Annotated in this window: 23 protein-coding genes and 1 pseudogene; 12 read left to right on the forward strand and 12 right to left on the reverse strand. The window is 64.5% G+C overall.

Features of this window, described 5'->3' with window-relative positions; all coding sequences use genetic code 11:
* Window positions 1-27 precede the first annotated feature (27 nt).
* Window positions 28-660, reverse strand: a complete 633-nt coding sequence (locus tag ACVWYP_RS21510; protein ID WP_304499720.1) for a TerC family protein — start codon at window positions 658-660, stop codon at window positions 28-30.
* 178 nt (window positions 661-838) lie between these two features.
* The gene (locus ACVWYP_RS21515; RefSeq protein ID WP_028344571.1) at window positions 839-1,132 is read right to left on the reverse strand and encodes a hypothetical protein; all 294 of its coding nucleotides are present in this window, start codon (window positions 1,130-1,132) and stop codon (window positions 839-841) included.
* Window positions 1,133-1,461: 329 nt separating this feature from the next.
* On the opposite strand from ACVWYP_RS21515, the gene ACVWYP_RS21520 reads away from it, so the two are divergent.
* Window positions 1,462-2,289 carry an SDR family NAD(P)-dependent oxidoreductase gene (locus ACVWYP_RS21520; protein WP_304499721.1) on the forward strand — a complete coding sequence of 276 codons (828 nt, stop codon included), beginning with the start codon at window positions 1,462-1,464 and terminating at the stop codon, window positions 2,287-2,289.
* On the opposite strand, the gene pdxR is transcribed toward ACVWYP_RS21520, so the two are convergent.
* Window positions 2,267-3,721, reverse strand: a complete 1,455-nt coding sequence (gene pdxR / locus ACVWYP_RS21525; RefSeq protein WP_304499722.1) for a MocR-like pyridoxine biosynthesis transcription factor PdxR — start codon at window positions 3,719-3,721, stop codon at window positions 2,267-2,269. The genes ACVWYP_RS21520 and pdxR overlap by 23 nt on opposite strands.
* A gap of 88 nt (window positions 3,722-3,809) precedes the next feature.
* Here pdxR and ACVWYP_RS21530 point away from each other — a divergent pair, with 88 nt between their 5' ends.
* Window positions 3,810-4,217 carry a cupin domain-containing protein gene (locus ACVWYP_RS21530; protein ID WP_304499723.1) on the forward strand — a complete coding sequence of 136 codons (408 nt, stop codon included), beginning with the start codon at window positions 3,810-3,812 and terminating at the stop codon, window positions 4,215-4,217.
* The gene (locus tag ACVWYP_RS21535; protein WP_304499724.1) at window positions 4,214-4,684 is read left to right on the forward strand and encodes a carboxymuconolactone decarboxylase family protein; all 471 of its coding nucleotides are present in this window, start codon (window positions 4,214-4,216) and stop codon (window positions 4,682-4,684) included. Before ACVWYP_RS21530 ends, ACVWYP_RS21535 begins: the two co-directional genes overlap by 4 nt.
* 15 nt (window positions 4,685-4,699) lie before the next feature.
* Here ACVWYP_RS21535 and ACVWYP_RS21540 read toward each other — a convergent pair whose 3' ends face one another.
* Together ACVWYP_RS21540 and ACVWYP_RS21545 are read right to left on the reverse strand one after the other, a co-directional pair.
* Window positions 4,700-6,040, reverse strand: coding sequence for an MFS transporter (locus ACVWYP_RS21540; protein WP_304499725.1), 1,341 nt, complete (start codon window positions 6,038-6,040; stop codon window positions 4,700-4,702).
* A gap of 92 nt (window positions 6,041-6,132) precedes the next feature.
* Window positions 6,133-7,146 (reverse strand): methyltransferase, encoded by a 1,014-nt coding sequence (locus ACVWYP_RS21545; RefSeq protein ID WP_304499726.1) that lies wholly within the window; start codon window positions 7,144-7,146, stop codon window positions 6,133-6,135.
* A 368-nt stretch (window positions 7,147-7,514) separates the two neighbouring features.
* Between ACVWYP_RS21545 and ACVWYP_RS21550 the strand changes: the two genes are divergently transcribed.
* The gene (locus ACVWYP_RS21550; RefSeq protein ID WP_304499727.1) at window positions 7,515-9,128 is read left to right on the forward strand and encodes a winged helix-turn-helix domain-containing tetratricopeptide repeat protein; all 1,614 of its coding nucleotides are present in this window, start codon (window positions 7,515-7,517) and stop codon (window positions 9,126-9,128) included.
* A gap of 110 nt (window positions 9,129-9,238) precedes the next feature.
* Here the strand turns inward: ACVWYP_RS21550 and ACVWYP_RS21555 are convergent, their stop codons facing one another.
* From ACVWYP_RS21555 to ACVWYP_RS21565, 3 genes and pseudogenes are all read right to left on the reverse strand, one after another.
* On the reverse strand, window positions 9,239-9,835 hold the full coding sequence (locus tag ACVWYP_RS21555) for a DUF2889 domain-containing protein (protein WP_304499728.1): 597 nt from the start codon (window positions 9,833-9,835) through the stop codon (window positions 9,239-9,241).
* Between the two features lie 193 nt (window positions 9,836-10,028).
* Window positions 10,029-11,585, reverse strand: a pseudogene (locus tag ACVWYP_RS21560) (acyl-CoA synthetase).
* Window positions 11,515-12,309 carry a TetR/AcrR family transcriptional regulator gene (locus tag ACVWYP_RS21565; RefSeq protein ID WP_304499730.1) on the reverse strand — a complete coding sequence of 265 codons (795 nt, stop codon included), beginning with the start codon at window positions 12,307-12,309 and terminating at the stop codon, window positions 11,515-11,517. The pseudogene ACVWYP_RS21560 and the gene ACVWYP_RS21565 overlap by 71 nt, the downstream one beginning before the upstream one ends.
* A 95-nt stretch (window positions 12,310-12,404) precedes the next feature.
* On the opposite strand from ACVWYP_RS21565, the gene ACVWYP_RS21570 reads away from it, so the two are divergent.
* The 5 genes from ACVWYP_RS21570 to ACVWYP_RS21590 all read left to right on the forward strand — a co-directional run bounded on the left by ACVWYP_RS21570 (window position 12,405) and on the right by ACVWYP_RS21590 (window position 16,514).
* Window positions 12,405-13,589: a lipid-transfer protein gene (locus ACVWYP_RS21570; RefSeq protein WP_304499731.1), complete on the forward strand. Its 1,185-nt coding sequence runs from the start codon at window positions 12,405-12,407 to the stop codon at window positions 13,587-13,589.
* A gap of 7 nt (window positions 13,590-13,596) precedes the next feature.
* Window positions 13,597-14,052 (forward strand): MaoC family dehydratase N-terminal domain-containing protein, encoded by a 456-nt coding sequence (locus ACVWYP_RS21575; RefSeq protein ID WP_304499732.1) that lies wholly within the window; start codon window positions 13,597-13,599, stop codon window positions 14,050-14,052.
* Complete coding sequence (locus tag ACVWYP_RS21580; protein ID WP_304499733.1) at window positions 14,049-14,453, forward strand: MaoC family dehydratase; 405 nt, start codon at window positions 14,049-14,051, stop codon at window positions 14,451-14,453. Before ACVWYP_RS21575 ends, ACVWYP_RS21580 begins: the two co-directional genes overlap by 4 nt.
* 8 nt (window positions 14,454-14,461) lie before the next feature.
* On the forward strand, window positions 14,462-15,289 hold the full coding sequence (locus ACVWYP_RS21585) for an SDR family NAD(P)-dependent oxidoreductase (RefSeq protein ID WP_304499734.1): 828 nt from the start codon (window positions 14,462-14,464) through the stop codon (window positions 15,287-15,289).
* Window positions 15,290-15,368: 79 nt separating this feature from the next.
* Window positions 15,369-16,514 (forward strand): acyl-CoA dehydrogenase family protein, encoded by a 1,146-nt coding sequence (locus ACVWYP_RS21590; RefSeq protein WP_304499735.1) that lies wholly within the window; start codon window positions 15,369-15,371, stop codon window positions 16,512-16,514.
* Between the two features lie 142 nt (window positions 16,515-16,656).
* Here ACVWYP_RS21590 and ACVWYP_RS21595 read toward each other — a convergent pair whose 3' ends face one another.
* Window positions 16,657-18,147 carry a methyl-accepting chemotaxis protein gene (locus ACVWYP_RS21595; RefSeq protein ID WP_304499736.1) on the reverse strand — a complete coding sequence of 497 codons (1,491 nt, stop codon included), beginning with the start codon at window positions 18,145-18,147 and terminating at the stop codon, window positions 16,657-16,659.
* Between the two features lie 891 nt (window positions 18,148-19,038).
* Here ACVWYP_RS21595 and ACVWYP_RS21600 point away from each other — a divergent pair.
* Entirely contained in the window at window positions 19,039-20,697 is a 1,659-nt protein-coding gene (locus ACVWYP_RS21600) for a thiamine pyrophosphate-binding protein (RefSeq protein WP_304499737.1), read from the forward strand.
* Window positions 20,697-21,968: an NAD(P)/FAD-dependent oxidoreductase gene (locus tag ACVWYP_RS21605; protein ID WP_304499738.1), complete on the forward strand. Its 1,272-nt coding sequence runs from the start codon at window positions 20,697-20,699 to the stop codon at window positions 21,966-21,968. Before ACVWYP_RS21600 ends, ACVWYP_RS21605 begins: the two co-directional genes overlap by 1 nt.
* Window positions 21,969-21,988: 20 nt before the next feature.
* On the opposite strand, the gene ACVWYP_RS21610 is transcribed toward ACVWYP_RS21605, so the two are convergent.
* The gene (locus tag ACVWYP_RS21610; protein WP_304499739.1) at window positions 21,989-22,351 is read right to left on the reverse strand and encodes a hypothetical protein; all 363 of its coding nucleotides are present in this window, start codon (window positions 22,349-22,351) and stop codon (window positions 21,989-21,991) included.
* A 66-nt stretch (window positions 22,352-22,417) separates the two neighbouring features.
* On the opposite strand from ACVWYP_RS21610, the gene ACVWYP_RS21615 reads away from it, so the two are divergent.
* Window positions 22,418-22,867 (forward strand): avidin/streptavidin family protein, encoded by a 450-nt coding sequence (locus ACVWYP_RS21615; protein WP_304499740.1) that lies wholly within the window; start codon window positions 22,418-22,420, stop codon window positions 22,865-22,867.
* Between the two features lie 68 nt (window positions 22,868-22,935).
* Here the strand turns inward: ACVWYP_RS21615 and ACVWYP_RS21620 are convergent, their stop codons facing one another.
* Window positions 22,936-23,124: a hypothetical protein gene (locus ACVWYP_RS21620; RefSeq protein WP_304500269.1), complete on the reverse strand. Its 189-nt coding sequence runs from the start codon at window positions 23,122-23,124 to the stop codon at window positions 22,936-22,938.
* Window positions 23,125-23,977: 853 nt separating this feature from the next.
* Window positions 23,978-24,958: an NADPH:quinone oxidoreductase family protein gene (locus ACVWYP_RS21625; protein ID WP_304499741.1), complete on the reverse strand. Its 981-nt coding sequence runs from the start codon at window positions 24,956-24,958 to the stop codon at window positions 23,978-23,980.
* Window positions 24,959-25,099: the final 141 nt, after the last annotated feature.

Raw genomic sequence — 25,099 nt, forward strand, 5'->3', positions numbered from 1 at the left:
GCCGAAGGGCCCGCCGTTTTGCTTTCGTCAGGCCGGCGCAACCTTCGCGATCTCGTTCGCCCCGCGAACCGTCATGTCGATGGCGACATAGAGGATCACGGCGAGGCCGACATAGGCGATCCAGCGGTGGTTCTGCAGTAGCCGCGCGATGAAGGAAGCCGCTGCGCCCATCATCGCGATCGAGAGCGCGAGGCCGAACACCAGCACGATCGGCTGCTCGCGCGCCGCGCCCGCGACCGCCAGCACGTTGTCGAGCGACATCGAGACGTCGGCAACGATGATCTGCGTGGTGGCCTGCCACAGCGTCTTGCGCTGGCCCTTTGCGCCATCGGCATGTTCGGCCGTGGTCTCGTGCGCGTCGGCGCGGAGCTCGCGCCACATCTTCCAGCACACCCACAATAGCAGGATGCCGCCGGCCAGCAGCAGGCCGACGATCTGCATCAGCTGCGTGGTGACGAGGGCGAACAGGATGCGCAGCAGTGTCGCGGCACCGATGCCGATCAGGATCGCCTTGCCGCGCTGGTTCGCCGGCAGGCCGGCCGCGGCAAGGCCGATCACGACGGCATTGTCGCCGGCCAGCACGAGGTCGATGACGACGACTTGCAGCAATGCGCTGAGGGCGTCGAGTGAAAACAATTCGGGCGAAAATAGTTCGGACATGGTCGCATTCCCCTTGAGGTCGGGGAGCGGACCCTTTCGACGAAACCGGCTCTTGCCGTCATGCGGACGGCAAATCCACCGCGACGCTTATCCGCGTCACGGGTCGAAGCAGGGCCACTCCAACTGAGTTCCAGTCCGACATCGCAGCTTGTGGCTGCCAGAGGGGCCCGGCCTGGGATTACGGTCGTGACACCGGACGCATTGCTGCTTCTTCCTCGAAGAACAGCGCCGCCTGATCCGGTTCGCCGAGGATCGCCGCTGCGCACCCCATGAAGGTGAACGCGCCGGCAAAATCCCACAGCGTGAGGTTCGCCACGCTTGTGCGCACGTGGATCACGCGCGCCGCAATCGCGGTAATGGCTGCCTGAACGAACAGCAACAGGCTGAGCACGGGCAGCACGAGTGCGGGCTCAACCAGACGGAGCGTCAGGACGATCGGCAGCGCGGTCAGCGCGCCGAACAACAGCAGCATGCCGAACGGCTCCAGCGAGGGAGCCTTTCGCAAGATCCTGTCTGCAATGGTCGAGGACATTCCGGTCCTTTGCCGATCTTGTGCCGATCCTGGCATGTCGTTCACGTCGAGGATATCAGACCGCGATCCCCCTGAGGCGCGACGCGGCGCCGCGCGACCGCCGGCCGCGCGACAAGATGTACGTCTGCGGTTCCAGAGAAGGCCCGTGCCGGGGCGACTTTCTTGGCGCCGTTTTGGCGCCGCCGGCGCGGTGGCATGCCATGGCAAAGTGCGCGCGGCGCCTTTATCTTTGCTGACAGCGCTGGGCGAACGATCGAAGGGCAATTTCGATGAATATGGCAGGCAAGACGGTGCTGATCACCGGTTCCACCGACGGCGTCGGCCGTTACGTCGCGATGAAGCTGGCGTCGGCCGGCGCCCGGGTCCTGATCCACGGCCGCGATACCAAGCGGGCGCAGACGCTCGCCGACGAGATCAAGCGTCTCAGCGGCCGCGAGCCGATGTTCTACCAGGCCGATCTGTCCTCGCTCGCCGAGGTTCGCGAGTTCGCCCAGCTGGTGCTCGACGACCAGGAGCGCCTCGATGTGTTCGTCAGCAACGCCGGCATCGGTTCGCAAAACGAGGGGCCGGCGCGGCAGACCAGCAAGGACGGCCACGAGCTGCGCTTCGCGGTCAACTATCTCGCCGGCTTCCTGCTCGCGCATCTGTTGCTGCCGCGGCTCAAGGCGAGCACGCCGGCGCGCATCGTCAACGTCGCGTCGCTCGGCCAGCACCCGATCGATTTCGGCGACGTGATGATCACGAAGAACTACAACGGCGCGCGCGCCTATGCGCAGAGCAAGCTGTCGCAGATCATGTTCACCATCGACCTGGCCGCGGAGCTCGAAGGCTCCGGCGTGACCGTCAACTCGCTGCACCCTGCGACCTACATGAACACCACGATGGTGCGCGCCAGCGGGGCGACGCCGATCTCGACCGTCGAGCAGGGCGGTGATGCCATCCTGCGTCTGGTCCAGGACGACGATGTGGCAGGCCGGAGCGGGCTGTTCTTCGACGGCAAGCGCGAGGCCCGCGCCCATGCCCAGGCCTATGACGCCGAGGCGCGCAAGCGGCTCAAGGCGTTGAGCCTTACGCTCACCGGGTTGCGGGCTTCCTGATCCGGCGCGGCGCCAGCGCCCCTTGGATGCGACCTTGGGCGCGGATCGCCTCGAACAGGCGCCTGCATGCGGCCGGAACGCCGCGATCCGGCACCGTTGCAATGCCGAGCAATAGACCCGGCTGCGCGTGCTTCGGTGAAACATACCAGGGCGAGAGCGGGGCGGGCGCCAGCCCGTGCGCGAGCAGTGCTCGGGCAATCTCGACGTCGGCGGTCTTGTCCGGCAGCGTCAGGATGACCGCGAGGCCGGCAACCCGCACGTCGTTGCTCCAGCTCCGTAGCGCCGTCGTCAGCGCATCGCGCCTGTCGCAATAGGCCCGCTTGGTTCGCCTGAGATGGCGGATGTAGTGGCCGTCGCGCATGAACTCCGCGGTGGACAGCTGCACCGCCGGGCCGGGAGCAGGGACCAGGCACGTCGCGACATCGGCGAACTGCGCCGCCAATGGCTCCGGAGCAACCAGGAAGCCGAGGCGAAGCGTCGGCGAGATCGTCTTGCTGAAGGAGCCGAGATGGATCACCCGGCCGGCGCGGTCGAGCGAGGCAAGCGCCGGCGCGGCGCGGCCGTCGAGCTGCAATTCGCCGAGATAGTCGTCCTCGATGATGAAGGCTCCGGTTTGCGCGGCCCAGTCGAGCAGCTGCGCGCGGCGTTTCGGCGACAGCGGCGGGCCGAGCGGCGCCTGCTGGCCCGGCGTCACGACCGCGAGTGCCGCGTCGGGGGCGTACTTGAGGCCGTACTCGACATCGACGCCGTTGGCATCGACTGATATCGGGACGACCTCCATCCGGCCGAGCTCGAGGCCCTTTCGCGTCAATGGAAATCCCGGCTCTTCCATCCACACGCGGCGGCCTTCGAGGCCGAGCACGCGCAGCGCGAGGCCGAGTCCGCCGCTGAATCCCGAGGTGATGACGATCTGTGCGGGCGAGCATTCGAGCCCGCGAGCGATCGCGAGGTGCGCCGCGATCTCGCGTCTCAATTCGATCTCGCCGCGCGGATCGATATGACGGGTCACTGCGCTCAATTCCGCCCGGACGGCGCGCGCGCGGATTCGCGCCAGCAGCTTGGCGGGGAGGCTATCCTGCGCGGGGACGCCCATCCGGAAGTGTCCCTGACCGCTCAGATCCCGAAACATCTCCACGACCGATCCGGAGGCGACCGGCGCATCGGGCTTGGCGGCCTTCCGTGGCCGCCTCGCGACAGTGGTGCCGCCCGCCTTCGACGACACGATGTGCTGGGCGTCCGACAGCCTGTCGTAGGCCGCCCGCACGGTGCCGCGCGCAACGCCGAGCTGCGCGGCGAGGTCGAGCCACGATGGCAGCCGGGCGCCCGGCACCAGCACGCCATTGTCGATCGCCGCCGCGATCGCCTTGCGGATCTGCTCGGAGAGCGGTGTCCTGGCCGACCGGTCGAGCGTGATGGGAAGCGGGTTGGGCATGGCTCGTGGTACACCAATTCGGTTCATTCTTGGTGCTTCTTTTTGGCCATGCGTGCCCGCATCTATCCGGTAGCAATGGAGGCACGAGATGAAGACCTTGATGACGACGCTGCTGGCCTGCGCCGCGCTTGCGACCCCGGCGATAGCGCAATCGGTGACGCCGAAATTCGAGCATGTGATCACGAACATTCCCGGCAAGTCGCTGATCGCGGTCGAGGTCAACTTCCCGCCGGGCGAGCCGTCCGCACCGCATCATCACGCCAAATCGGCGTTTCTCTATGTCTACGTGCTCCAGGGCGCGATCGAGAGCCAGCTCGAGGGCGGGGCCGCGCACATCTATCGGGCCGGCGACAGCTTCTTCGAGCCGCCCGGCGCGCATCACGTGCTCGGGCGCAACGCCAGCGCGACCGAACCGGCGAAGCTGCTTGCGGTGTTCGTCGTCGACAGCAACGACAAGGCGCTGACCGTCTTCGACAAGGAAGGACACAAGCAATGAGCATGCGGATCGACTACAACAAGGTCGCGCCCGCGGGCATCAAGGCGCTCGGCGGCGTCTATGGCTACATCACGCAAAGCGGCCTTTCCGCGCAGCTCGTCGAACTGGTCTATCTGCGGATATCGCAGATCAATGGCTGCGCCTATTGTCTCGACATGCACACCCGCTCACTGCAGAAGATGGGCGTCAAGGTCGAGAAGCTGGCGCTGCTGCAGGTCTGGCGCGAGGCGGAGGCGCTGTTCGACGATCAGGAGCGCGCCGCGCTGGCCTGGGCCGAAACCGTCACCCGCGTGGCGGAGACCGCGATCCCGGATGCCGCGTATGAAGTGGCGCGCGCAGTGTTCAGCGAGAAGCAGCTGGTCGACCTGACTATCGCGATCGGCCTGATGAACACCTACAACCGGATCGCGATCGGCTTCCGCAACCCGCCGCAGGCCGTAGCCGAGCATTCCGCCGCGGCGGCTTGATCTTGGCAGGATGGGTCAACTCCTCGACAGGAGCAACTCATTCGTTGCGGGCCGCATGCTCAGCAGCAGGAGTGCGCCGGAGAGCAAGTACAGCGCCATGACGAAGTACATGCCATAGATATTGTCGCCGGTGTTCCGCACAATGAACCCGGTGATCGACGGGCTTACCGCCGGACCGAGGTTTCCGAGGCTGGTGACGAGGGCAAGGCCGCCGGCCGCCGCGCCTGCTGAGAGATACTCACTGGTCAATGCATAGAAGAGCGGCGGCGCTGACACAAACCCAATGACGGCAAAGGAGAGAGCCAGGATCGAACCAACAAAAGTGCCGTGGAGCAACATGAGAAAGAACAAGCCGCCGGCGGCAATCGTGACGCAGGTCGCATAGTGCCAGCGGCGCTCATGCCGCTTGTCCGAATGACGACCGATCAGGACCATGCAGACGATACCCGCAGCGTTGGCTACTGCGTGATAGACGCCGACCAGTAGCGGATCCTTCACTCCCCAGGTATGGATCAAGGTCGGCATCCAGAATACCATCGTGTAGTTGGCGCCCAGCAGACAAAAACAGGCCAGCGACAACAGGTAGACCTTCGGGTCTCGCAGCAGCTGCCGGAACGTCCCCGAGGTCGCCTTCACGATGTTCTCTTCGTCATGCTGTAAAGCATCGTCCAGCAGCGCCTTCTCCCCCTTCGAGAGCCACGCGGCCTGGAACGGCTTGTCCTTGAGCAGGTAATACACGAGAACGCCGAGGATTGGCGCGGGCATCCCCTGGATCAGAAACAGCCATTGCCAGCCATAAAGACCGCTGACGCCATCGAAATACTTCAGGATCGAACCACACAGCGGACCAGCGATGAACATCACAATAGGGGGCGCCGACGCGAGGATCGCGATGACCTGTCCGCGCCTCACCGACGGGTACCAGTACGTCAAGTACAGCAGCACGCCTGGGGCGAAGCCGGCCTCAAAGACACCAAGAAAGAACCTCGCCGCATAGAACTGGAGCGGCGTCGATACGAACATCATGGCGGTCGCCGCCAATCCCCAGAGCACCATGATCCGCAACAGGGTCTTGCGTGCGCCGATCCTTTCCAGAAGAAGATTGCTGGGCACCTCAAACAGGAAATATCCGACGAAGAAGATGCCCGCGCCGAGCCCGTAGACTGCATCATCAAACGGCAGTGTCTGCTTCATCTGAAGCTGTGCAAAGCCGATATTGATGCGGTCGAGAAAGGCGACCATGCTGGCGATCAGTAGCAAAGGTATAAGGCGCCAGTCGACCTTCGCGAACACGGCCTTGTACGCCGGGTTCTCCAATATGGGCGACGATGACTTGTTTGCAGCAGGCAGATGCATTCTTGTTCCTTCCAAAGTATGCTTTTGCCTATGATGTCCTTCGAACCAGTCGCTGCTCCATTGCGCGGGAGTAATGGTCTGACCTCGAAAGCTCAGGCGACCTTTGCCTCGATGATGCTGTGACGCCCGGCCGGATAGGTCGCGGTGTGAGTAAAGCCGGATTCGCGAAACAGCCAGGCGTACTTCTTTTCCGTTCTTTCGAGACCGCCAGGCCCGCGAAGCATGAGCAGATCGGTCAGCGTCTGTTCCCTGTGCGCATCGCTTACGCTCGGGAATTCCGGCATGATCCGTTCGATAAGCAGGAGCACGCCACCTGCAGGGAGCGCCCTTCGACAGTTTGCGAGGATGACCATGCTGCGGTCATCGCTCCAATCGTGAATGATGTGCTTCATGACGATGGCATCCGCGATCGATGGAATCGTCTGGAAGAAATCGCCGGCCATGAATTCGACGCGGTCACTGAGCCCGCTGCGCCTCAGGTGGCCAGTCGCGGATTCGGCGCAGCGCGGAAGGTCGAAAATGGTCCCTCGGATATGCGGATGTTGCCCGGCTATGGCGCCAAGGAGTTCGCCGGAGCCGCCGCCGACATCCATGAGATGAGCGAACGCACCGAAGTCGTAGGCCCCCAGGATATCCGGAATCGCCAGACGCGTCCCCTCCATCATCGCCGCATTGAATATGCGGACCATCTCCGGATCGTGCGCCATCAGATCAAAGCTGTTTTCATGGCCAAGCAGTTGCGCGGCGGTCTTGCCCGTCATGATCGAGTCCAGCAACCCGGTCCACGATTCGGTCAGGAACTGGCCTTCAAAGATCGTCCAGTTCTTGAGGGACTGGGTTGCGGCCCCGTCAAGGCAAGCTCCAAGTTCGGTCAATGCGTATCGGTCTTCAGCGACCGTGCAAATGCCTATGGTCGAAAGTGCGGTCAGCAGGCGGCGGAGCGCCTGTTTGTTCGCGCCGGTCGCCTCGACGAGTTCGCCAAGGGGCCGCGATCCATCGCGCAGGAGCTCAGCGATCCCCAGCTTCGCGGCGACATAGATGACCGCGGTCACGCGCTGCGACTGAATAAGGTGCAACAATTTTGCAGATGCGTGGATAGAGGACATCGATCATTCCCTCCCATGTTGCTCGTTGGTTCGCGGGCAGCACTCCCCGGCAAAACTGCTCAGGCCGGAGAGCGGCGCGCTGTGCGGCATTGATTGGCCGATCCTGATCTCGGTGTCGGGGACGCCCGGGCCGCATCGCTTGTCTGTCCCCGCAACCGGGGAAGGGCTGAAACCTGAAACACTTAGCGCAGCATGGAGGACAGAACTGGTCATGGAGGCCTGCCTGGCGCTGACCGCCTTTGATGGATCGCTTCTCGGGACGGTTTTGCCATCCCGCGCCGTAAGATGATGCTGTACAATTACCGCCAGGTCCCGAAACCTGGCCGATATTCTGCCGATATTTTCCGAAATGGCCCAACGAGGCATTCTTGCTTAAGTCATCGCAGCCTTCGATTGTGATCGGCGACCGGACCTTGGACCTGGCTCGCGAATTGCTGCTCGACGGGCGCGGCGACATCGTGCCGTTGCGTCCTCAAGCCTGGGCGGTGCTGCGGCTCCTCGCGCAACGCGTCGGGCGCCTGGTGCATAAGGACGAGATATTGGATGAGGTCTGGTCGGACTGCGAGGTCACGGAAGACTCGCTTGTCCAGGCAATCGGCGACATCAGGCAGGCCTTGGGAGAGGCGGGCCGATTGGCCCTGAGAACGTTGCCTCGCCGCGGCTACATGCTGGTCGTGGATGGCGAGCAGGCCGACCGCCCGGCTTCTGCCAGCAGCTCGTCCTCGTCGATGCCGGACAACGCTGGAAAGCTTGCGGGTTCAACGTCGATCCCGCGCCTGTCCATTGTTGTTCTACCATTCACAAATATTGGCGGCGATCTGGAGCAGGAATATTTTGTCGATGGCGTGACTCACAGTCTGACTACCGACCTGTCGCGCATCGCCGGCGCGTTCGTCATCGGCCGGGGCACCGCGTTCACTTTCAAGGGAAAGGCGGTGGACGTGAGGGAGATCGGTCGCGAATTGAACGTCCGTTACGCGCTGGAAGGGTCGGTTCAACGCGGCGGCAACCGCTTTCGCCTGAACGTTCAGTTGACTGACACGGAAACCGGAGCCCATGTGTGGGCCGAGCGCTTCGACAAGCCCGCTGCCGACTTGCTGGACATGCAGGATGAGATCGTATCCCGGCTCGCCAATACGTTGAACGCCGAGCTTATCAAGGCCGAAGCACGACGGGCGGAACGGTCGCCCCAACCGGACGCCATGGATCTCTATTTTCAGGGCAGGGCTGTCCTGAACAAAGGAATAGCGCCTGCGGTTATGGCGCGAGCAAGGGATTTCTTCATGCGCGCCCTCGCGCTTGATCCCGACAATATTGAAGCGGCGGTTGCCGCGGCTCAGGTCGATTTTGCGATCGGTTCTTCCTCCATGGCCGATGACGGACCGGCATATTTCAGGGCCGCGGAGAAGGCACTGAATGGCGTGTTGTTGCGTGCGCCCAATCACCCCAGAGCCCACATGTTGCTCGGCGCGGTTCAAATTCGGACACACCGCGCTGCAAAGGGTATCGCTGAATGTCGCCAGGCGCTGGCGCTCGATCGGAATTTGGCCGATGCGCATGGGTTCATTGGCCTCGGGAAGCATGCGCTGGGGCGTGGCGAGGAAGTCGAGGGGCATATTCAAGAGGCGTTACGACTGTCCCCGCGCGATACGCGTGCCTTTCTCTGGATCATGGTTGTCGGGATGGCCAAGTTGATGTCCTGCACCGATGCAGACCTCGAGGCGCTGGACTGGCTTCGCCGGAGCATTGAGGCTAACCCCAATTTTGCGCTCGCTCACTTTCACTTGGCTGGCGCGTTGGCCATGATGGGAGACCTCGAGGAAGCACAATCCAGTGCCAAAGCCGGACTGGCACTTGATCCAAACTTCAGCATTCGTCGATACGACGTCAATGTCGTCTTCCTGTCCGACAATCCGGTATGGCTCGCCAAGCGTAAGCGCTTTTATGAGGGAATGCGCATGGCCGGCGTGCCGGAAAGCTAGTGTCGCGTTCGATCATCTGCGAGAATGGGATAAAGCCGCGACGAGGAGCTGCAATTGAGCTCCAGCAGCGGCGCGCCATACACGCGTCTTGGTCAGCGGCGGGGCACCACTCACGAACCCGGCTTCGCCTCGGTCGACTTCTTCGCGAACTGCGGGAATGTCTCGGCCACGACCGGTCCATCCAGCCGCCATGAATAGCAGCCGCCGACGAAGAACGGCGGCTCGGTGACATCGCGCTGGTGATCGAGCGCGCCGCGGCCCTGCGGGTCCTTGCCGGAGGTCGCGGTCTGGAACAGCGTCGTCACCGCCGGTCCCAGCAGCTCGGCGAGATGGGTGCAGGTCTCGAGCTTGCCGATCTTGCGGCGGACCAGTTCGCGCCAGCCCTTGCCGATGCGTTCGCCGACCAGGCGCTGCAAAATGCCTTCGACATCGAGGCAGGACGGGTAGGGTGTCGAGGCCATCGTGGTGCCGGTCTCGCGGATCGTAAAGCTGTCGTCGACCGCGAGCCGCAGGCGGATGTCGTGCACGGGATCGTCGGGTTGCTGCAGGCCGCGATGCTTGTCCTGTCGGGCATAGGGTTTGGTGTCGACCAGCCGCGCCTCGACTTCCCACAATCCGTCGTCACGGAGATAGCCGAGACATTCGACGGAGCGGCGGTGCATCAGGCGGCGGGGCTTGCCGTCGGCATTGGTATCGGGTGCGGACATCGGAACTCGCTGGATTGAATCTAAAACCGATCCAATCGGTGGTGTGCCCCGATGTCAACGCTCGCGCTCGAATGGCGTCATGAGACGCTGTCATTCCGGGATGGCGCGTTAGCGCCAGACCCGGAATCTCGAGATTCCGGGTTCGATGCTTCGCATCGCCCCGGAATGACGGGGTGACGTTGAGAGCTGCCCCTCAGCTCACGCGCCGTTCGCGGTTCTCCCAATATGGCTTGCGCAGCTCGCGCTTTAAAATCTTGCCGGCGCCGGAGAGCGGCAGCGGGGTCGAGGTGATGTCGACGCTGCGCGGGCATTTGTAGCCGGCGATCAGCGCCTTGCAGTGCTCCATCAGCTCCTCCGGCGTGGCGCTGGCACCGCTCTTCATCACCACCACGGCGTGAACCTGCTCGCCCTAGCGTTCGCTCGGAATGCCGATCACGGCGCATTGCGCGACTGCCGCGTGCTGGGCGAGGGCGTTCTCGACCTCGGCCGAATAGACGTTCTCGCCGCCGGAAATGATCATGTCCTTGACGCGATCGACGACGTAGACGAAGCCGTCCTCGTCCATGTAGCCGCCGTCGCCGGTGTGCATCCAGCCGTCGATCACGGCACGCGCGGTTTCCTCCGGCCGCTCCCAATAGCCCATCATCACCATGTCGCCGCGCACGGCGATCTCGCCGACGGTGCCCGTCGGCACTACCTTGTCCTCGGCGTCGACTATCTTGACCTCGGCGCCGAGCGTCGCCCGGCCGGCGCCGCGGTGCCGTCCCTTGGCGCGGCCGTCGCCGATATGCTCCTTCCAGTGCAGCAGGGTCGCGATCGGCGACAGCTCGGTCATGCCGTAGGCTTGCGTGAATTCGACATGCGGCAGCGCCTTCATGGCGCGCATCAGCACGGCGTCGCTGACGACGGAGGCGCCGTAGGAGATCCGCTTCAAGGACGACAAGTCGTAATTGCCGAGCGTCGGATGATCGACGAACATCTGGATCATGGTCGGCACCAGCAGCACGTCGGTGATGCGCTCCTTCTGGACCGCGGCCGCGACGCCGTCGGGCGTAAAGCCCTGGATCACGACGTTGGATCCTCCGGACAGCAGCACCGAATACATCGCCGCACCGTTGGCGAGGTGGAACATCGGCGCCGCGTGCAGGTAGATCGTGCTGCCCGGCCACAGGCCTTCGCCGAGCGCGTTGAGCGCGTTGGCCACCAGATTGCCGTGGCTCAGCATCACGCCCTTGGAGCGGCCGGTGGTGCCGCCGGTGTAGAAAATGCCGGCGAGATCGTCACGGCTGCGCATGGCATCGGCCATCGGCGCGCTGCGCGCGATCAGCGTCTCGTAATTCGCCATGCCGGCCGGCGTCTCGCCCTCGTCGGCATAGACCAGCTTCAGGCCGGGGATGGCGCCTGCCAGCGCCGCGCCGACCGGCGCAAACGCCCTGTCGACGAACAGGATCGTTGCGCGGCAGTCGCGCAGCGCGTCCTCGTTCTCGATCGGAGACCAGCGGATGTTGAGCGGCACGATCACGGCGCCGGCCCAGCCGACGGCGAGGTAGAGCTCGAGATAGCGGTCCGAGTTCAACGACAGGATCGCGACGCGGTCGCCGTCCTGGGCGCCGAGGCCGCGGATCGCGGCGGCGAGGCGGGCGACGCGGTCGCCGACTTCGCGCCAGTTGCGCCGCCGCTCACCGCAGACGACTGCGAGCCCGTTTGGATTGACCTGCAGCGCGCGCCGCAGTCCGTGTGTGATGTTCACTCGTCTCCTCCCTTGATGCGTTTCCCTTGTGAGGCGGTTTGTCCGCCTTCTCATGCGCCGTTGTCTTGCGCGTTGATGTCGTTTGCGTTGTCGTTTTGGCGATGCCTTCGGTGAGACGGATCGCGAATTCCTCGGCGACGGCGCGTCCGCTCAGCTCGCCGCCCGGCTGGAACCAGTGGCCGATCCAGTTCAGCGAGCCGGCAATGGCGAAAGCCGCGAGCTTCGGGTCGCACGGTTTCACCGAACCGTCTTCAACGCCCTGTGCGATATAGTCGCGGAAGGCGCGGTCGATCCGCCGCTTGGCGGTCTGCACGATCTTGCGGTTGTCCTCGCTGAGGTCGCGGATGTCGAAGCGGACCAGGCTCTTGCCGTAGTCCGCGGTCATCAGCTCGGCATAGCGGACGGTGAGCTTGCGCAGCTTGTCGAGCCCTGAGCCGCCGCCGGCCGACGTCTCGGCAATGCATTCGTCGACCAGCTCATTGCCGATCGACCAGCACTCGAACAGGATCTCGTCCTTGCCGCGGAAGTAGTTGTAGAGCGCGGGCTTGGTGATGTTGAGCCGCTTGGCGACGTCGTTCAGCGTGGCGCGGTGATAGCCCTGTTCGAGGAACAGGGCGACGGCCGTGCGCAGCACCGCCTCGCGCTTCTCGTCGCGGGCGCGGCGCCGGCTTTCGAACGGCAGCCAGGGCGACTCGTTGCTGGAAGAGGGAGAGCTGGCGTCCATCGCGTGGGGTGCTGTCGCATTGACTCCGGAAGGTCGCCCGTATATTACCCATGGGTAATAAATAGTCCAGTGGGTAATTTCCGGGAGGACACGCGATGACGTCACGCACCTATGTTGCCGGGGTCGGCATGATCCCGTTCGTCAAGCCCGGCGCCAATGCGCCGTATCACGTGATGGGCGCCGAAGCGGCGAAGCTGGCGCTCGCCGACGCCGGTCTCGATTACGGTCGTGTGCAGCAGGCCTATGTCGGCTATGTCTACGGCGACTCCACCTGCGGCCAGCGCGCGCTCTGTCCGGTCGGCATGACTGGCATCCCGATCGTCAACGTCAACAACAACTGTTCGACCGGCTCGACCGCGCTGTTCCTGGCGCGGCAGGCGATCGAGTCGGGCGCGGCCGACTGCGTGATGGCGCTCGGCTTCGAGCAGATGAAGCCCGGCGCGCTCGGCGCCGTGTTCACCGACCGTCCCAGCGCGTTCGACGATTTCGATGCCGCGGCCGACAAGCTGGTCGACGCGCCCGGCGTGCCGCTGGCGCTGCGCTATTTCGGCGGCGCCGGCCTCAGCCACATGAAGAAATACGGCACGCCGCTCTCCGCCTTTGCAAAAGTGCGCGCCAAGGCGAGCCGGCATGCCAAGAACAATCCGCTGGCCCTGTTCCGGAAAGAGGTAACCGCCGACGACGTGATGAACGACCAGGTGATCTGGCCCGGCGTGATGACGCGGTTGATGGCGTGCCCACCGACTTGCGGCGGCGCCGCCGCGATCCTGGTCTCGGAGAAATTCGCCGACCAGAACGGCCTCAACAAGCAGGTCCGCATCGCGGCGCAGGCGATGACGACCGACACGCCGTCGACCTTCGGTGCGTCAGACATGATGCAGGTGGTCGGCTACGACATGGCGCGGGATGCCGCGCGCAAGGTCTACGAGGCTGCCGGTGTCGGGCCTGATGACCTCGACGTCGTCGAGCTGCACGACTGCTTCGCGCACAACGAGCTGATCACCTATGAAGGGCTCGGCCTGTGCGGCGAGGGCGAGGCCGCGAAATTCATCGACGACGGCGACAACTCCTATGGCGGCAGGATCGTCACCAACCCGTCCGGCGGGCTGCTGTCGAAGGGCCATCCGCTCGGCGCCACCGGGCTTGCGCAGTGCTATGAGCTGACGCGGCAGCTGCGCGGCACTGCTGCGGCGACGCAGGTGGAGGGCGCGCGGATCGGCTTGCAGCACAATCTCGGCCTCGGCGGCGCCTGCGTCGTGACGCTCTACGAACGCGCTTGAGGTCGTCATGGTCGATCAATCCGCTGTCGGGCGTACATTCACGCCCGTGACCGCGCGCGTCGAGCCGGGGCGCCTGCGCTTCTTCCTCGATACGCTCGGCGAGACGAATGCCGTCTATCGCGACGAGACGGCCGCGCAGGCGACCGGCTTCACGGCAGCGCCGGTGCCGCCGACCTATCTGTTCTGCCTCGAGATGATGGACGCGCCTGACCCGTTCGAGTTCCTCACCGCGCTCGACATCGACATGGCCCGCGTGCTGCACGGCGAGCAGCGCTTCGACTATCACGCGCCCGTGGTCGTCGGCGACACGCTGACGTTCCGCCCGCGCGTCACTGGCGTGACCGACAAGAAGGGCGGGGCGATGACGCTGATCGTGGTCGACACCCCCGTCACCAACCAGAACGGCGTCCATGTTGCCGATGTCTCGCGTACCGTCGTGGTGCGCAATGCGAGGCCGTCATGAGCAGCTCTCCCGCGGTCGGCGATATCATCGTCCACAAGGAGTTTCCGCCGATCACCCGCCATCGCCTGGCGCTGTATTGCGGCGCCTCGGGCGATCACAACCCGATCCATGTCGATATCGATTTCGCGAAGGCGGCCGGCTTCCCCGACGCGTTCGCGCACGGCATGCTGGTGATGGGCTATCTCGGCCAGGCGCTGACCGACGCGGTGGCGCCGACGCGCATTCGCTCGTTCTCGACCCGCTTTGCCGCGATCACCCAGCTCGGCGCGAAGCTGACCTGCGAGGGCACGGTGACCGAGCTGATCGAGCAGGGCGGTGAGAATCGCGCAAAACTCGCGCTGACGACGAAGGATCAGAACGGCGAGATCAAGCTCGCCGGGGAAGCCATTATCGCGCTCTAGGAGAGATCATGTCGAAACTGCAAGGCAAAGTCGCGCTCGTCTCAGGCTCCGGCCGCGGCATTGGGCGCGCGATCGCGCTGAAGCTCGCCAGCGAGGGCGCGCGCGTCGTGGTCAACGATCTCGATGCCGAGCCGGGCGATGCGGTCGTCGCCGAGATCAAGGCCATGGGCGGCGAGGCGATCGCGGTCAATGGCAGCGTGACCGAGGCCGGCTTTGCCGACCGTTTCGTCGGCGCCGCGATCGAGCAGTTCGGCGGTCTCGACATCATCGTCAACAATGCCGGCTACACCTGGGACTCGACGATCCAGAAGATGAGCGACGAGCAGTTCCAGGCGATGCTCGACGTCCATCTGGTCGCGCCGTTCCGCATCATGCGCGCGGCGTCGGAGCCGATCCGGGTGATGGCGAAGAGGGAGGCCGAGGCGGGCCGCGAGGTGTTCCGCAAGGTCGTCAACATCTCCTCGATCGCGGGCCTCTACGGCAATGCCGGGCAGGCGAGCTATTCGTCCGCCAAAGCCTCCCTGATCGGGCTGACGCGCACGATGTGCAAGGAGTGGGGCCGCTACAAGGTCAACGTCAATTGCGTCGCGTTCGGCCTGATCAACACCCGCCTGACCCAGCCGATCGAGAGCCAGCAGAAGACCATCGACGTCGCCGGCCGCGACATCAAGGTCGGCGTCCAGCCGCAGATGCTGGAAGCGATGGGCCGCATGATCCCGCTCGGCCGCGGCGGCACGCCGGAGGAGGCGGCCGATGCAGTCTATCTGTTCTGTGCTCCGGAATCGAATTACATCAGCGGTCAGGTGATCGTCGCCGGCGGCGGTCTGCTGATTTGACGAGAGCGTTTTCAAGCGAAGTGGGTACCGGTTCGCGTCAAGAAAACGTGTCAAAGAAAGAATGCGTAGCGAGGGCAGAATGCACTACCGATCGTCCTGGATGACCGAGGAGCTGGACACCTTCCGCGACCAGTTCCGCAAATTCCTCGCCAAGGATCTGGCGCCGCACGCCGAAAAATGGCGCGAGCAGAAGCTGGTCGACCGCTCGGCCTGGCGCGCGCTCGGCGAAATGGGCGCGTTGCTGCCGAGCGTGCCCGAGGCCTATGGCGGCTTGGGGGCCAGCTTCGCCTATGACGCCGCCGTGCTCGATGACCTCGAGAGCACGGTGCCGGAACTGACCACCGGCGTCTCCGTGCACAGCGCGATCGTCGCGCATTACATCGTCAACTATGGCTCGGAGGAGCAGAAGAAGCGCTGGCTGCCGAAGATGGCGTCGGGCGAGATGGTCGGCGCCATCGCGATGACCGAGCCCGGCACCGGCTCGGATCTGCAGGCGGTCAAGACCACGGCGAAGAAGCAGGGCAATTCCTACGTCATCAACGGCCAGAAGACATTTATCACCAACGGCCAGGCCGCGGATCTCGTCATCGTGGTGGCGCGGACCGGGGCTCCGGGCGCCAAGGGCATCTCGTTGATTGTCGTCGAAACCGCAGGGGCCGAGGGCTACCGGCGCGGGCGCAACCTCGACAAGATCGGGCTGCACGCATCAGACACGTCGGAGCTGTTCTTCGACAATGTCACGGTGCCGCCGGAAAACCTGCTGGGGGGCGAGGAGGGCAACGGCTTCGTGCAGCTGATGCAGCAATTGCCGCAGGAGCGGCTGTCGCTCGCGATCGGCGCGGTCGCCTCGATGGAGCGCGCGGTCAGGATCACCGCCGAATACACCAAGGAACGCACCGCGTTCGGCAAGCCGCTGCTCGAATTCCAGAACACCGCCTTCAAGCTCGCCGAGCGCAAGACCGAGGCGATGATCGCCCGCGTGTTCGTCGACTGGTGCGTCGAGCGCCTGGTCGCCGGCGACCTCGACACCGTGACGGCGTCGATGGCGAAATGGTGGTGCTCGCAGAAACAGGTCGAGACCGCCGACGAATGCCTGCAGCTGCATGGCGGCTACGGCTACATGCAGGAATATCCGATCTCGCGCATGTTCATCGATTCCCGGATCCAGAAGATCTATGGCGGCACCAACGAGATCATGAAGCTCCTGATCGCGCGCTCGCTTTGAAACTTCTTCACTGTCATTCCGGGCATGCGAAGCATGAACCCGGAATCTCGAGCCGCAATTTCGAGATTCCGGGTTCGATGCTCGCGCATCGCCCCGGAATGACGCGGAGAGGTGAGTGCGCGCTCCTGTCCTTCGCGCGCCGCTACATCGCGCGCACGTTCTTGAGGAACTTGTCGACCTGAACTTCCAGCTCGGAGGCGTTGCTGGCGAGCTCTCCGGAGGCCGCCAGCACGTTCTCGGCGGCCTTGCTGGCATCGTCGATCGCCTTGGTCGTGCCGTTGATGTTGGCGGTGACCTCCTTGGTGGCCGCGGCCTGTTCCTCGACGGCGCTGGCGATCACGGTCGAGATCTCGCTGATCTGGACGATGACCTGCGAGATCGCCTTCAGCGCCGTGGCGGTGTTGCCGGTCGCGGTCTGCATCTCGTTGATCTGCGCCGAAATGTCTTCCGTGGCCTTGGCGGTCTGGTTGGCCAGCGCCTTCACCTCGGAGGCGACGACGGCGAAGCCGCGTCCGGCCTCGCCGGCGCGCGCGGACTCGATGGTTGCGTTGAGCGCAAGCAGGTTGGTCTGGCCGGCGATCTGGCTGATCAGCGCGACGACGTCGCCGATCTTCTGCGCCATGGTCACGAGGCCCGCGACCAGCTTGTCGGACTTCTCGGCTTCGTCGACCGCCATGCGGGCGATGCGGCTCGCCTCGGCCACTTGGCGGCTGATCTCGTTGACCGAGGACGACAGCTCCTCGGACGCGGACGCCGCGCTCGCCGAGCGCTGATTGACGAATTCGGCGGTCGTCGTCAGCGATCGTGCCGTGCCCTGCATTTGCGTCGAGGCCGACGCCAGCATCCCGGCAAGCCCCTTCACATCCTTCTCGAAATCGTCGGCCAACTTCACATTGCCTGTCACGACCGACCAGCTCAGCATCGCGCCGGTGTAGTTGCCGCGCTTGTCGGTCAGCCCGGAGACCCGCAGGTCGAGCGTTTCCGGACCGAGCTTGATCTTGGCCGCATGCGGCAGGTTCTTGGGATCGCCGACGATGCGCCGCTGGTGCGCCGGGTTCTTGTGGAAGATGTCGAACGAGTTGCCGAGGATCTTGTCCGGCGCCACCGGAAGCAGGTGCTTCACGGTGTCGAGCGTCTTGAGGCTGGTCTGGTTGATGTAGGTGATGTTGAAATCGGTATCGCACATCATGATGTTGATCGGCATGTTGTCGAGCATCTGCAACAGCCGCTCGGTCTGGGTTTCAAGCCGCGCCTTCTCGGTCGCGAGCTCCCAGGTCAGCATCGGGCCGGTGTAACGGCCGCGCGAATTGGTCATCGCCGTCACGGTGAGATCGAGCGTCTCGCCGCCGATGGTGATGCGCGCCCTGTGCGGCAGGTTCTTCGGGTCGGACAGCAGCCGGCGCTGATGCTGCGGGTTCTTGTGAAAGATATCGATCGATTGCCCGATCAGCGCGTCGACCTTCACCGGCAGGACATGCTCGATCTTCTTCAGGTTCTGCCGCGTCGACTCGTTGATGTAGGTGATTTTGAAATTGTCCAGCTCGCAGAGCATGACACTGATCGGCATGTCGTCGAACAGCCGGTACGAACCGTCCGAGCCGACGACGCTTGCGACGCTCTTCATCCCCAACATGCATTGCCCTCCAGCCTTGATAATGATCTTGGTGAATTGAAACGGTGCACCTGATCGGCAGCGGAATGCCTTCCACCGCCGGCCGCACGCAGGTGCGCTACACGATTTACAATTTCTGACTGCGTGAAACGGTAGGCGATTCGAATTCCATCAAGAAGGGTGTGCAATGCGCCGCATGCGCTCGCGCAAGATCGAACGCGCGATGCTCGCGATGAGCGCAATCGAAAACGCCGCGTAACACCACGATTTGCCGTGAAATCCATGCGATCGTGCGGTGAAGATGCGGAGCGACCGATCGCTGCACCGTAGTCTTACGGAAGCAGACGCGTGCGCTCCCAATGATTGTTATCGTGCACATGTCGCGTTGGCTTATGCAGATCGTGCCACGCCATGGCGCGCATCGGAGAGCTCCTGACTGCAATCGTATCGGCGGCCGCGCGCTGTCAGTCCTGGGGATGTGGCGTGCGAGCATTTTTCCGCCTACGCTCTGTTGCGGCGATCGGCGCCTCGTGATGATCGCGAGGTTGCGCCATCGTCGATGGGAGTGCCCCTGAAAGAAGCACGCACAGGTTGATCACGTCGCGCGAGACCCGATCAGGGCCGCAGACCGGCGCCGTGACATCGGTCCCGCGAGCGCGACGAGATCGCCCTGGAGCCGGACGACGGTGAGCTGCGCTGCGCGCCGGCTAGCGGCTTCAATCCTGCCGGCGATCGTCCGCTCTGCGGAAATCGATGACGAAACGGCGTTGCCCATTGCCTACCGCATGGCTTGGCGCCGCTGCGCGCGGGAGACGCAGCTTCGGCCTTGCACCCCATTTCCGTCTATCATACCCCGTGTGACCACGATCCGCGCGAAGCTCAAACGCGCGCCAGTACTTGCAGGGAGCCCTCATGACCAAAAGCAATGCCCGCACCGGAGGCCGGATCCTGATCGACCAGTTGGTCGCGCAAGGGGTGGAGCGCGTCACCTGCGTGCCGGGCGAGAGCTATCTGGCGGCGCTCGACGCCTTGCACGACACCCCGATCGACGTCGTGATTTGCCGCGCCGAGGGCGGCGCCGCGATGATGGCGGAGGCCTACGGCAAGCTGACGGGACGTCCGGGCATCTGCTTCGTCACGCGCGGTCCGGGCTCGACCAATGCCGCCCATGGCGTGCACATCGCGATGCAGGACTCCACCCCGATGATCCTGTTCGTCGGCCAGGTCGACACCGGCATGCGCGAGCGCGAGGCGTTCCAGGAACTCGACTACAAGGCGGTGTTCGGCACCATGGCGAAATGGGCGGTCGAGATCGATCGTCCGGATCGGATTCCGGAACTGGTCGCACGCGCCTTCCGCGTCGCGCTGCAGGGCCGGCCCGGTCCGGTGGTGATCTCGCTGCCGGAGAACATGCTGACTGAAGCCGCCGCGGTCGCCGACGCGCCGAAGGTCGAGCCTGCGGCGACTTGGCCGGCGCCGGCCGATCTCGAGCGCCTCGGCAGCATGCTCGCCGGCGCCAGGGCGCCGATCGTGGTGCTCGGCGGCTCGGCCTGGACCGCGGAGGCCGCCAAGGGCATCGCGCGCTTCGCCGAGCGCTTCGACCTGCCGGTTACAACCTCGTTCCGCCGCGCCTCGCTGTTCGATGCCGACCACTCGCATTATGCCGGCGATCTCGGCATCGGCCCGAGCCCGAAGCTTAGGGATCGCATCACCGGCGCCGATGTCATCCTGTTGATCGGCGGCCGCATGTCGGAAATGCCGTCCTCGTCCTACACGCTGCTCGACATTCCGGTGCCGAGCCAGAAGCTGATCCATGTCCATCCCGGCGCCGAAGAGCTCGGCCGCGTCTACCAGCCGGCGCTCGCAATCCAGGCGACGCCCGCAGCCTTCGCCGCCGCGGTTGAGACCATGAAGCCCGCAGCCGCACCCGTGTGGAAGGGTGAGGCGGCCAAGGCGCACGCGGACTACCTCGCCTGGACCGACAAGCCGCGCGAGCTGCCGGGCAGCTTCCAGTATGGCGAGGTCGTGACCTGGCTGCGCGATCGCCTGCCGAAGGATGCCATCGTCTGCAACGGCGCCGGCAATTATGCCGGCTGGATTCACCGCCACCATCGCTTCCACGCGTTCGCCGCGCAGCTCGCGCCGACCTCGGGCTCGATGGGCTACGGCGTGCCGGCGGCTGTGATGGCCAAGCGGCATCATCCGGACCGGGTCGTTGTGGCGTTCGCCGGCGACGGCTGCTTCCTGATGAACGGGCAGGAGTTCGCCACCGCCGTGCAGTACGACGCGCCGCTGATCGTCGTCGTCATCGACAACGCGCAATACGGCACCATCCGCATGCATCAGGAGCGCGACTATCCGGGCCGCGTCGTCGGCACCCAACTCAAGAACCCGGACTTCGCGCTTTATGCCAAGGCGTTCGGCGGCCATGGCGAACGGGTCGAGCGCACCGAAGACTTCGCGCCCGCGTTCGAGCGCGCGCTGGCCTCAGGCAAGCCCGCGATCCTGCACTGCCTGGTCGATCAGCGCGCGCTGTCGGTCGGTAAAGACTTCGTGCAGGCTGCGAACTGATGCCTGAGTCCACCGGCCGTCGGGTCGCGATCATCGGGGCCGGCGCGGTCGGCGTGATCAGCGCCATCGAGGCGCTGCGCGAGGGCCACAGCGTCACCTTGATCGATCCGGGCGAGCCCGGCGGCACGCAGGCGGCGAGCTACGGCAATGCGGGCTGGCTGTCGTCGCATTCGGTGATCCCGCCGGCCGAGCCGGGCACCTGGAAGAAGGTGCCGGGCTATCTGATTGATCCGCTCGGTCCGCTGGCGATCCGCTGGTCGTACCTGCCGAAGGCCTTGCCCTGGCTAGTCAAGTATCTGCTGTCGAGCCGGACCGAGGCGCAGGTCGAGGCCACCGCGCGGGCGATGCGCGATCTGTTGAAGGATGCGCCGCTGCTGCACCGGCAGCTTGCCGAGGAAGCCGGCGTCGGCGAATTGATCGAGCGGCGCGGGGTGATGCATGTGTTTCCCTCGCGCGCGCCGTTCGACCGCGATCTCGGCTGGCGCATCCGCAAGCGCGTCGGCATCGAATGGCTGGAGCTCGATGAAGACGAGATGCGCCAGCGCGAGCCCGATCTGCATCCGCGCTACAAATTCGGCGTCGTGGTGGAGGAGGCGGGACGCTGCCGCGATCCCGGCGCCTATGTCGCGGCGCTCGCCGCCCACGCCATCGCTGATGGCGCCGAGCGCGTCGCCGCCAAGGCCACGGGCCTCAGGCTTGCCGGCAACAAGCTGGTCGCCGTGGTCACCGAGAGCGGCGAGATCGCCTGCGACGCGGCTGTCGTCGCCGCGGGCGCGCGCTCCAGGCAACTGACCGCCTCGATCGGCGATCCGCTGCCGCTGGAGACTGAGCGCGGCTATCACGTCATGATCGAGAATCCGGAATCCGGCCCGCGCAATTCGATGATGGCCTCCGATGCCAAGATGGTTGTCAACTGGACCGACAAAGGCCTGCGCGCCGCAGGTACGGTGGAGATCGCGGGGCTTGACGCCGCGCCGAACTGGAAGCGCGCCGAAATCCTGCGCGAGCATCTCTTCAGCATGTTCCCGAAGCTGCCGAGGGATATTCCGCCATCGCGGATCAAGACCTGGTTCGGCCATCGGCCGAGCATGCCCGACGGGCGCCCCTGCATCGGTTATGCCCGTGCGACGCGCGACGTGGTTTACGCCTTCGGCCACGGCCATGTCGGCCTGGTCGGATCGGCCCGCACCGGCCGGCTGGTCGCGCAACTCCTGAGCGGCAAGGTGCCGGAGATTCCGCTCGCCCCGTTTGCGCCCTCACGCTTTCTGTAGGAAGCAACGGCGGCGAAGGCTCAGTTGTCGCCGGCCCAGGCCGTGATCGCGGCCGGCGCGATCACGCGTCTCGGTATGTGCGGATTGATCGTTCCGGCGCTGACGTCCTGCGTCTGAACGAGCAGGGTGCGCGCAAACGCCTTGGCATCCTGCTCGGTCGTGAAGGTACGGGTCTGGCGCGCGAAGCGATGATGTCCGGCGTCAGGATTTCGCATGGCGAACGAGACGTACCAGATGGCCTTGTCGGTCTTCATCGCGCCTCTTTGGTGGTAATCCGCCCGCGCGATCGCGACGTCGTGCTCGATGCTCGATGTGCAAAAAGTGCCAAGACAAAGAATCCTGAAATACAACACATTGCGGCGAATAGGCTCCTCGGCGAACAAGCAATGCTACAGGATCGGCAAGTCTACCGATACTGGCGGCATATTACCTGTCAACCGATGGGTGAAATGACAATGCGCCGTTGCGACGTTGGTTCCATCCGGCAAATTGCCACGCCCTCCCAGGACCTGGGCGATGTTCGGAACGTCGATTTCCTGAGCAAGTTGTCCCGCTCGTTCGAGGGGGGCATGCGTTACCGGGAGAACGAGATGACGTGGGTCGGCAGGTGGAAAAACCAATACGGTTCGATCGTCGAGATCACCAGCGAAGCCAATGGCCGCATCGAGGGGACGTTTCGAACCGCGCTGGCCGATAGCGGCTTCTACGGCCAGACGGTCGCGATCGTCGGCGTCCACCAAGGCAATTGCATCGGATTTTCGTCGGTCGGTTCGTCGGCGACTGGCGATCGTGTGGTCTCCTATAACGCTTGCTTCGCGATCAAAAAATCGAAACGGCGTGGTTTGTCGTGTCGGACAAGGCGCTGGTCGCGGCCCGAGAAGGTGAAGCGGCGGCCCTGAAGTCCGTGAACTGGTGGCGAGCTGTCACGACAAATGTCGATACGTTCGAACGGACGACGTAGGCTTCGCTAGATGACTTGGTCCTCCTTGCGTGCTGCGTTGATGGTCTCCTCCACCTCGGTGGCAAGGGCCGTGAGATGTTCGGCGAGCTTGCTGAACAGCTCGCGCTTGCGCAAGTCAGTCGCCAGATCGCGGATCAACGCACACTCCGCCGCGTCGCGGCGAAGCTTTTCGAGATGCGTGAGCATGTCCTGCATTTTTTCGTCCCCGAATGCCGTATTCCGCAACGCTAAGGCGGCACAGAACCCCGCAACAATAACCTGTGATACTTTTCGCGAACCTTGGCGACGGTCGCGTATCTTTCCGATCCTCAAGTCGAGCTTGGCTTGCGAGACCGGCTTCTCCAGGAGGTCGGCGCCCTCCCGCAGCTTGCTGCTCGTCATTCGTCAGTCTGTGGGCTCAATCAATTCGTTCGGCTTTTCAGAATTTAACTTGACAGATGACCCAACTCAGATGTTCAATACATCCGTCTCACCCGATCGAGGGGCGCTTCGCGATCGTCACGAACGCGGCGTGGGATGCGGTGGACGCCGAGCATGCGTGCGACGACATGCATGTGAGGCGGACGGCGAAATCGTGTGGTCCTGACGCCCTAGCGGCAGGTGTCTTTTCGCATTGCGCGATGCGCATTGTGAAGACGGTGACAAACAAGCCCAGTCTCACCGGGGAGAGCACGTATAAGCCGTAACCCATCGCGCAGGGAAAGCCGGGTTGTTTCCGGTTACACCTGTGGTCCTACCTCCCGCGTTTTTTATTACGCGGGACCCATGGGTGCGATCGGCACCCGGCTTTCCCTGCGCCCTCTGTTCTCAGAGCGGCGAAACGAAAAGCAAAGCTCGGACGATTCATGTCGCGAGAATGCGTTTGTTTGACTCACAGACCGCGCCACATATTCAGTGTCGTCCCTGCGAAAGCAGGGACCCATACGCCGCGGCGGATGTCGTGAACAGAGCTCGTCATTCCAGCGAAGCACACCAATCAGCGCTTGTGGTTATGGGTCCCTGCTTTCGCAGGGACGACAGCGAGGATGAGGCGATAGCGCTGCCTCTCTCACGACCCGATCCGCACCACCATCTTGCCGAGCGCGGCGCGGGTCTGCATCGTGGTGAAGGCCGCGCGAAAGTCCTCGAACGCGAACACCTTGCCGACCACGGGCGTCAGCCGGCCATCGTTCAGCCATGCCGACAATTGCGTCATCACGCGCGCCTGCGCTTCAGGCTCGCGGCGCGCGATCTGGGCGGCGTCGACGCCGATCAGGAGGCCGCCCTTCAGGAGCGGCAGATTGAACGGCAGCGCGGGGATGCTGCCGGCCGCGAAGCCGACCACGACGTGGCGGCCGTTCCAGGCGATCGAGCGGAACGCCTGCAGCGAGACCTCGCCGCCGACCGGATCGAAAATCACGTCGGGGCCGTGGCCGCCGGTCGCGTCCTTCAGCGCGTCGCGCCAGTCGGGCCTCGTGTAGTCGACGACCGCGTCGGCACCGAAGCTTGCGGCGAAGTGGCGCTTCTCCTCCGTCGAGGCCGCGGCGACGACGCGCGCGCCGAGCAGCTTGCCGACTTGAATGGCGGCGATGCCGGTGCCGCCGGCGGCGCCGAGCACCAGCAGTTGCTCGCCGGCCTTGAGCGAGCCGCGCTCGCCAAGCGCATAGAGCGCGGTGAGGTAATTGGTGCGAAAGGCCGCGGCAGCCTCCATCGACAGTCCGTCGGGCATGATCTCGACGGCATCGGGCGGCACCACGATATGCTCGGCCAGCGCGCCCGAGCGCGCCGCGCCCATCACCCGCATGCCCGCCGCGATGCCGGCGACATCGCCTGCGACCGCATCGACCACGCCGGCGAATTCCGCGCCCGGCGTAAAGGGCAGGGCATCCTTGGTCTGGTAGCGGCCTTCGACCTTCAGCCCATCGACGAAGCCGATGCTCGCGGCGTGGACCCGGACGCGGATCTGTCCGGGGCCGGGTTCGGGGGTGGCGATCTCCCTCAGCCCGATCTGATCGATGGGTGCGTATTGCTCGACGACGACCGCCTTCATCCTGTCCTGCTCATTGGTTGGTTTCCTCGCGGGCCTTTTCCGTTCCGATTGAATCGGAACGGGGCCCTGGTTTCTTGTGTTGACGCGTTCTCTTCACGCGAGCCGGTAGCCAGTTCGCGCAAAAACGCTTCCGGCAATCCT

The sequence above is a fragment of the Bradyrhizobium sp. USDA 3262 genome (genome assembly GCF_054060035.1).

What these genes read in the sequence shown, in the direction of transcription:
- ACVWYP_RS21510 (WP_304499720.1), bottom strand. Translation starts at nt 660, where the DNA reads ATGTCCGAACTATTTTCGCCCGAATTGTTTTCACTCGACGCCCTCAGC.
- ACVWYP_RS21515 (WP_028344571.1), bottom strand. Translation starts at nt 1,132, where the DNA reads ATGCTGCTGTTGTTCGGCGCGCTGACCGCGCTGCCGATCGTCCTGACG.
- ACVWYP_RS21520 (WP_304499721.1), top strand. Translation starts at nt 1,462, where the DNA reads ATGAATATGGCAGGCAAGACGGTGCTGATCACCGGTTCCACCGACGGC.
- pdxR (WP_304499722.1), bottom strand. Translation starts at nt 3,721, where the DNA reads ATGCCCAACCCGCTTCCCATCACGCTCGACCGGTCGGCCAGGACACCG.
- ACVWYP_RS21530 (WP_304499723.1), top strand. Translation starts at nt 3,810, where the DNA reads ATGAAGACCTTGATGACGACGCTGCTGGCCTGCGCCGCGCTTGCGACC.
- ACVWYP_RS21535 (WP_304499724.1), top strand. Translation starts at nt 4,214, where the DNA reads ATGAGCATGCGGATCGACTACAACAAGGTCGCGCCCGCGGGCATCAAG.
- ACVWYP_RS21540 (WP_304499725.1), bottom strand. Translation starts at nt 6,040, where the DNA reads ATGCATCTGCCTGCTGCAAACAAGTCATCGTCGCCCATATTGGAGAAC.
- ACVWYP_RS21545 (WP_304499726.1), bottom strand. Translation starts at nt 7,146, where the DNA reads ATGTCCTCTATCCACGCATCTGCAAAATTGTTGCACCTTATTCAGTCG.
- ACVWYP_RS21555 (WP_304499728.1), bottom strand. Translation starts at nt 9,835, where the DNA reads ATGTCCGCACCCGATACCAATGCCGACGGCAAGCCCCGCCGCCTGATG.
- ACVWYP_RS21565 (WP_304499730.1), bottom strand. Translation starts at nt 12,309, where the DNA reads ATGGACGCCAGCTCTCCCTCTTCCAGCAACGAGTCGCCCTGGCTGCCG.
- ACVWYP_RS21570 (WP_304499731.1), top strand. Translation starts at nt 12,405, where the DNA reads ATGACGTCACGCACCTATGTTGCCGGGGTCGGCATGATCCCGTTCGTC.
- ACVWYP_RS21575 (WP_304499732.1), top strand. Translation starts at nt 13,597, where the DNA reads ATGGTCGATCAATCCGCTGTCGGGCGTACATTCACGCCCGTGACCGCG.
- ACVWYP_RS21580 (WP_304499733.1), top strand. Translation starts at nt 14,049, where the DNA reads ATGAGCAGCTCTCCCGCGGTCGGCGATATCATCGTCCACAAGGAGTTT.
- ACVWYP_RS21585 (WP_304499734.1), top strand. Translation starts at nt 14,462, where the DNA reads ATGTCGAAACTGCAAGGCAAAGTCGCGCTCGTCTCAGGCTCCGGCCGC.
- ACVWYP_RS21590 (WP_304499735.1), top strand. Translation starts at nt 15,369, where the DNA reads ATGCACTACCGATCGTCCTGGATGACCGAGGAGCTGGACACCTTCCGC.
- ACVWYP_RS21595 (WP_304499736.1), bottom strand. Translation starts at nt 18,147, where the DNA reads ATGTTGGGGATGAAGAGCGTCGCAAGCGTCGTCGGCTCGGACGGTTCG.
- ACVWYP_RS21600 (WP_304499737.1), top strand. Translation starts at nt 19,039, where the DNA reads ATGACCAAAAGCAATGCCCGCACCGGAGGCCGGATCCTGATCGACCAG.
- ACVWYP_RS21605 (WP_304499738.1), top strand. Translation starts at nt 20,697, where the DNA reads ATGCCTGAGTCCACCGGCCGTCGGGTCGCGATCATCGGGGCCGGCGCG.
- ACVWYP_RS21615 (WP_304499740.1), top strand. Translation starts at nt 22,418, where the DNA reads ATGACAATGCGCCGTTGCGACGTTGGTTCCATCCGGCAAATTGCCACG.
- ACVWYP_RS21620 (WP_304500269.1), bottom strand. Translation starts at nt 23,124, where the DNA reads ATGCAGGACATGCTCACGCATCTCGAAAAGCTTCGCCGCGACGCGGCG.
- ACVWYP_RS21625 (WP_304499741.1), bottom strand. Translation starts at nt 24,958, where the DNA reads ATGAAGGCGGTCGTCGTCGAGCAATACGCACCCATCGATCAGATCGGG.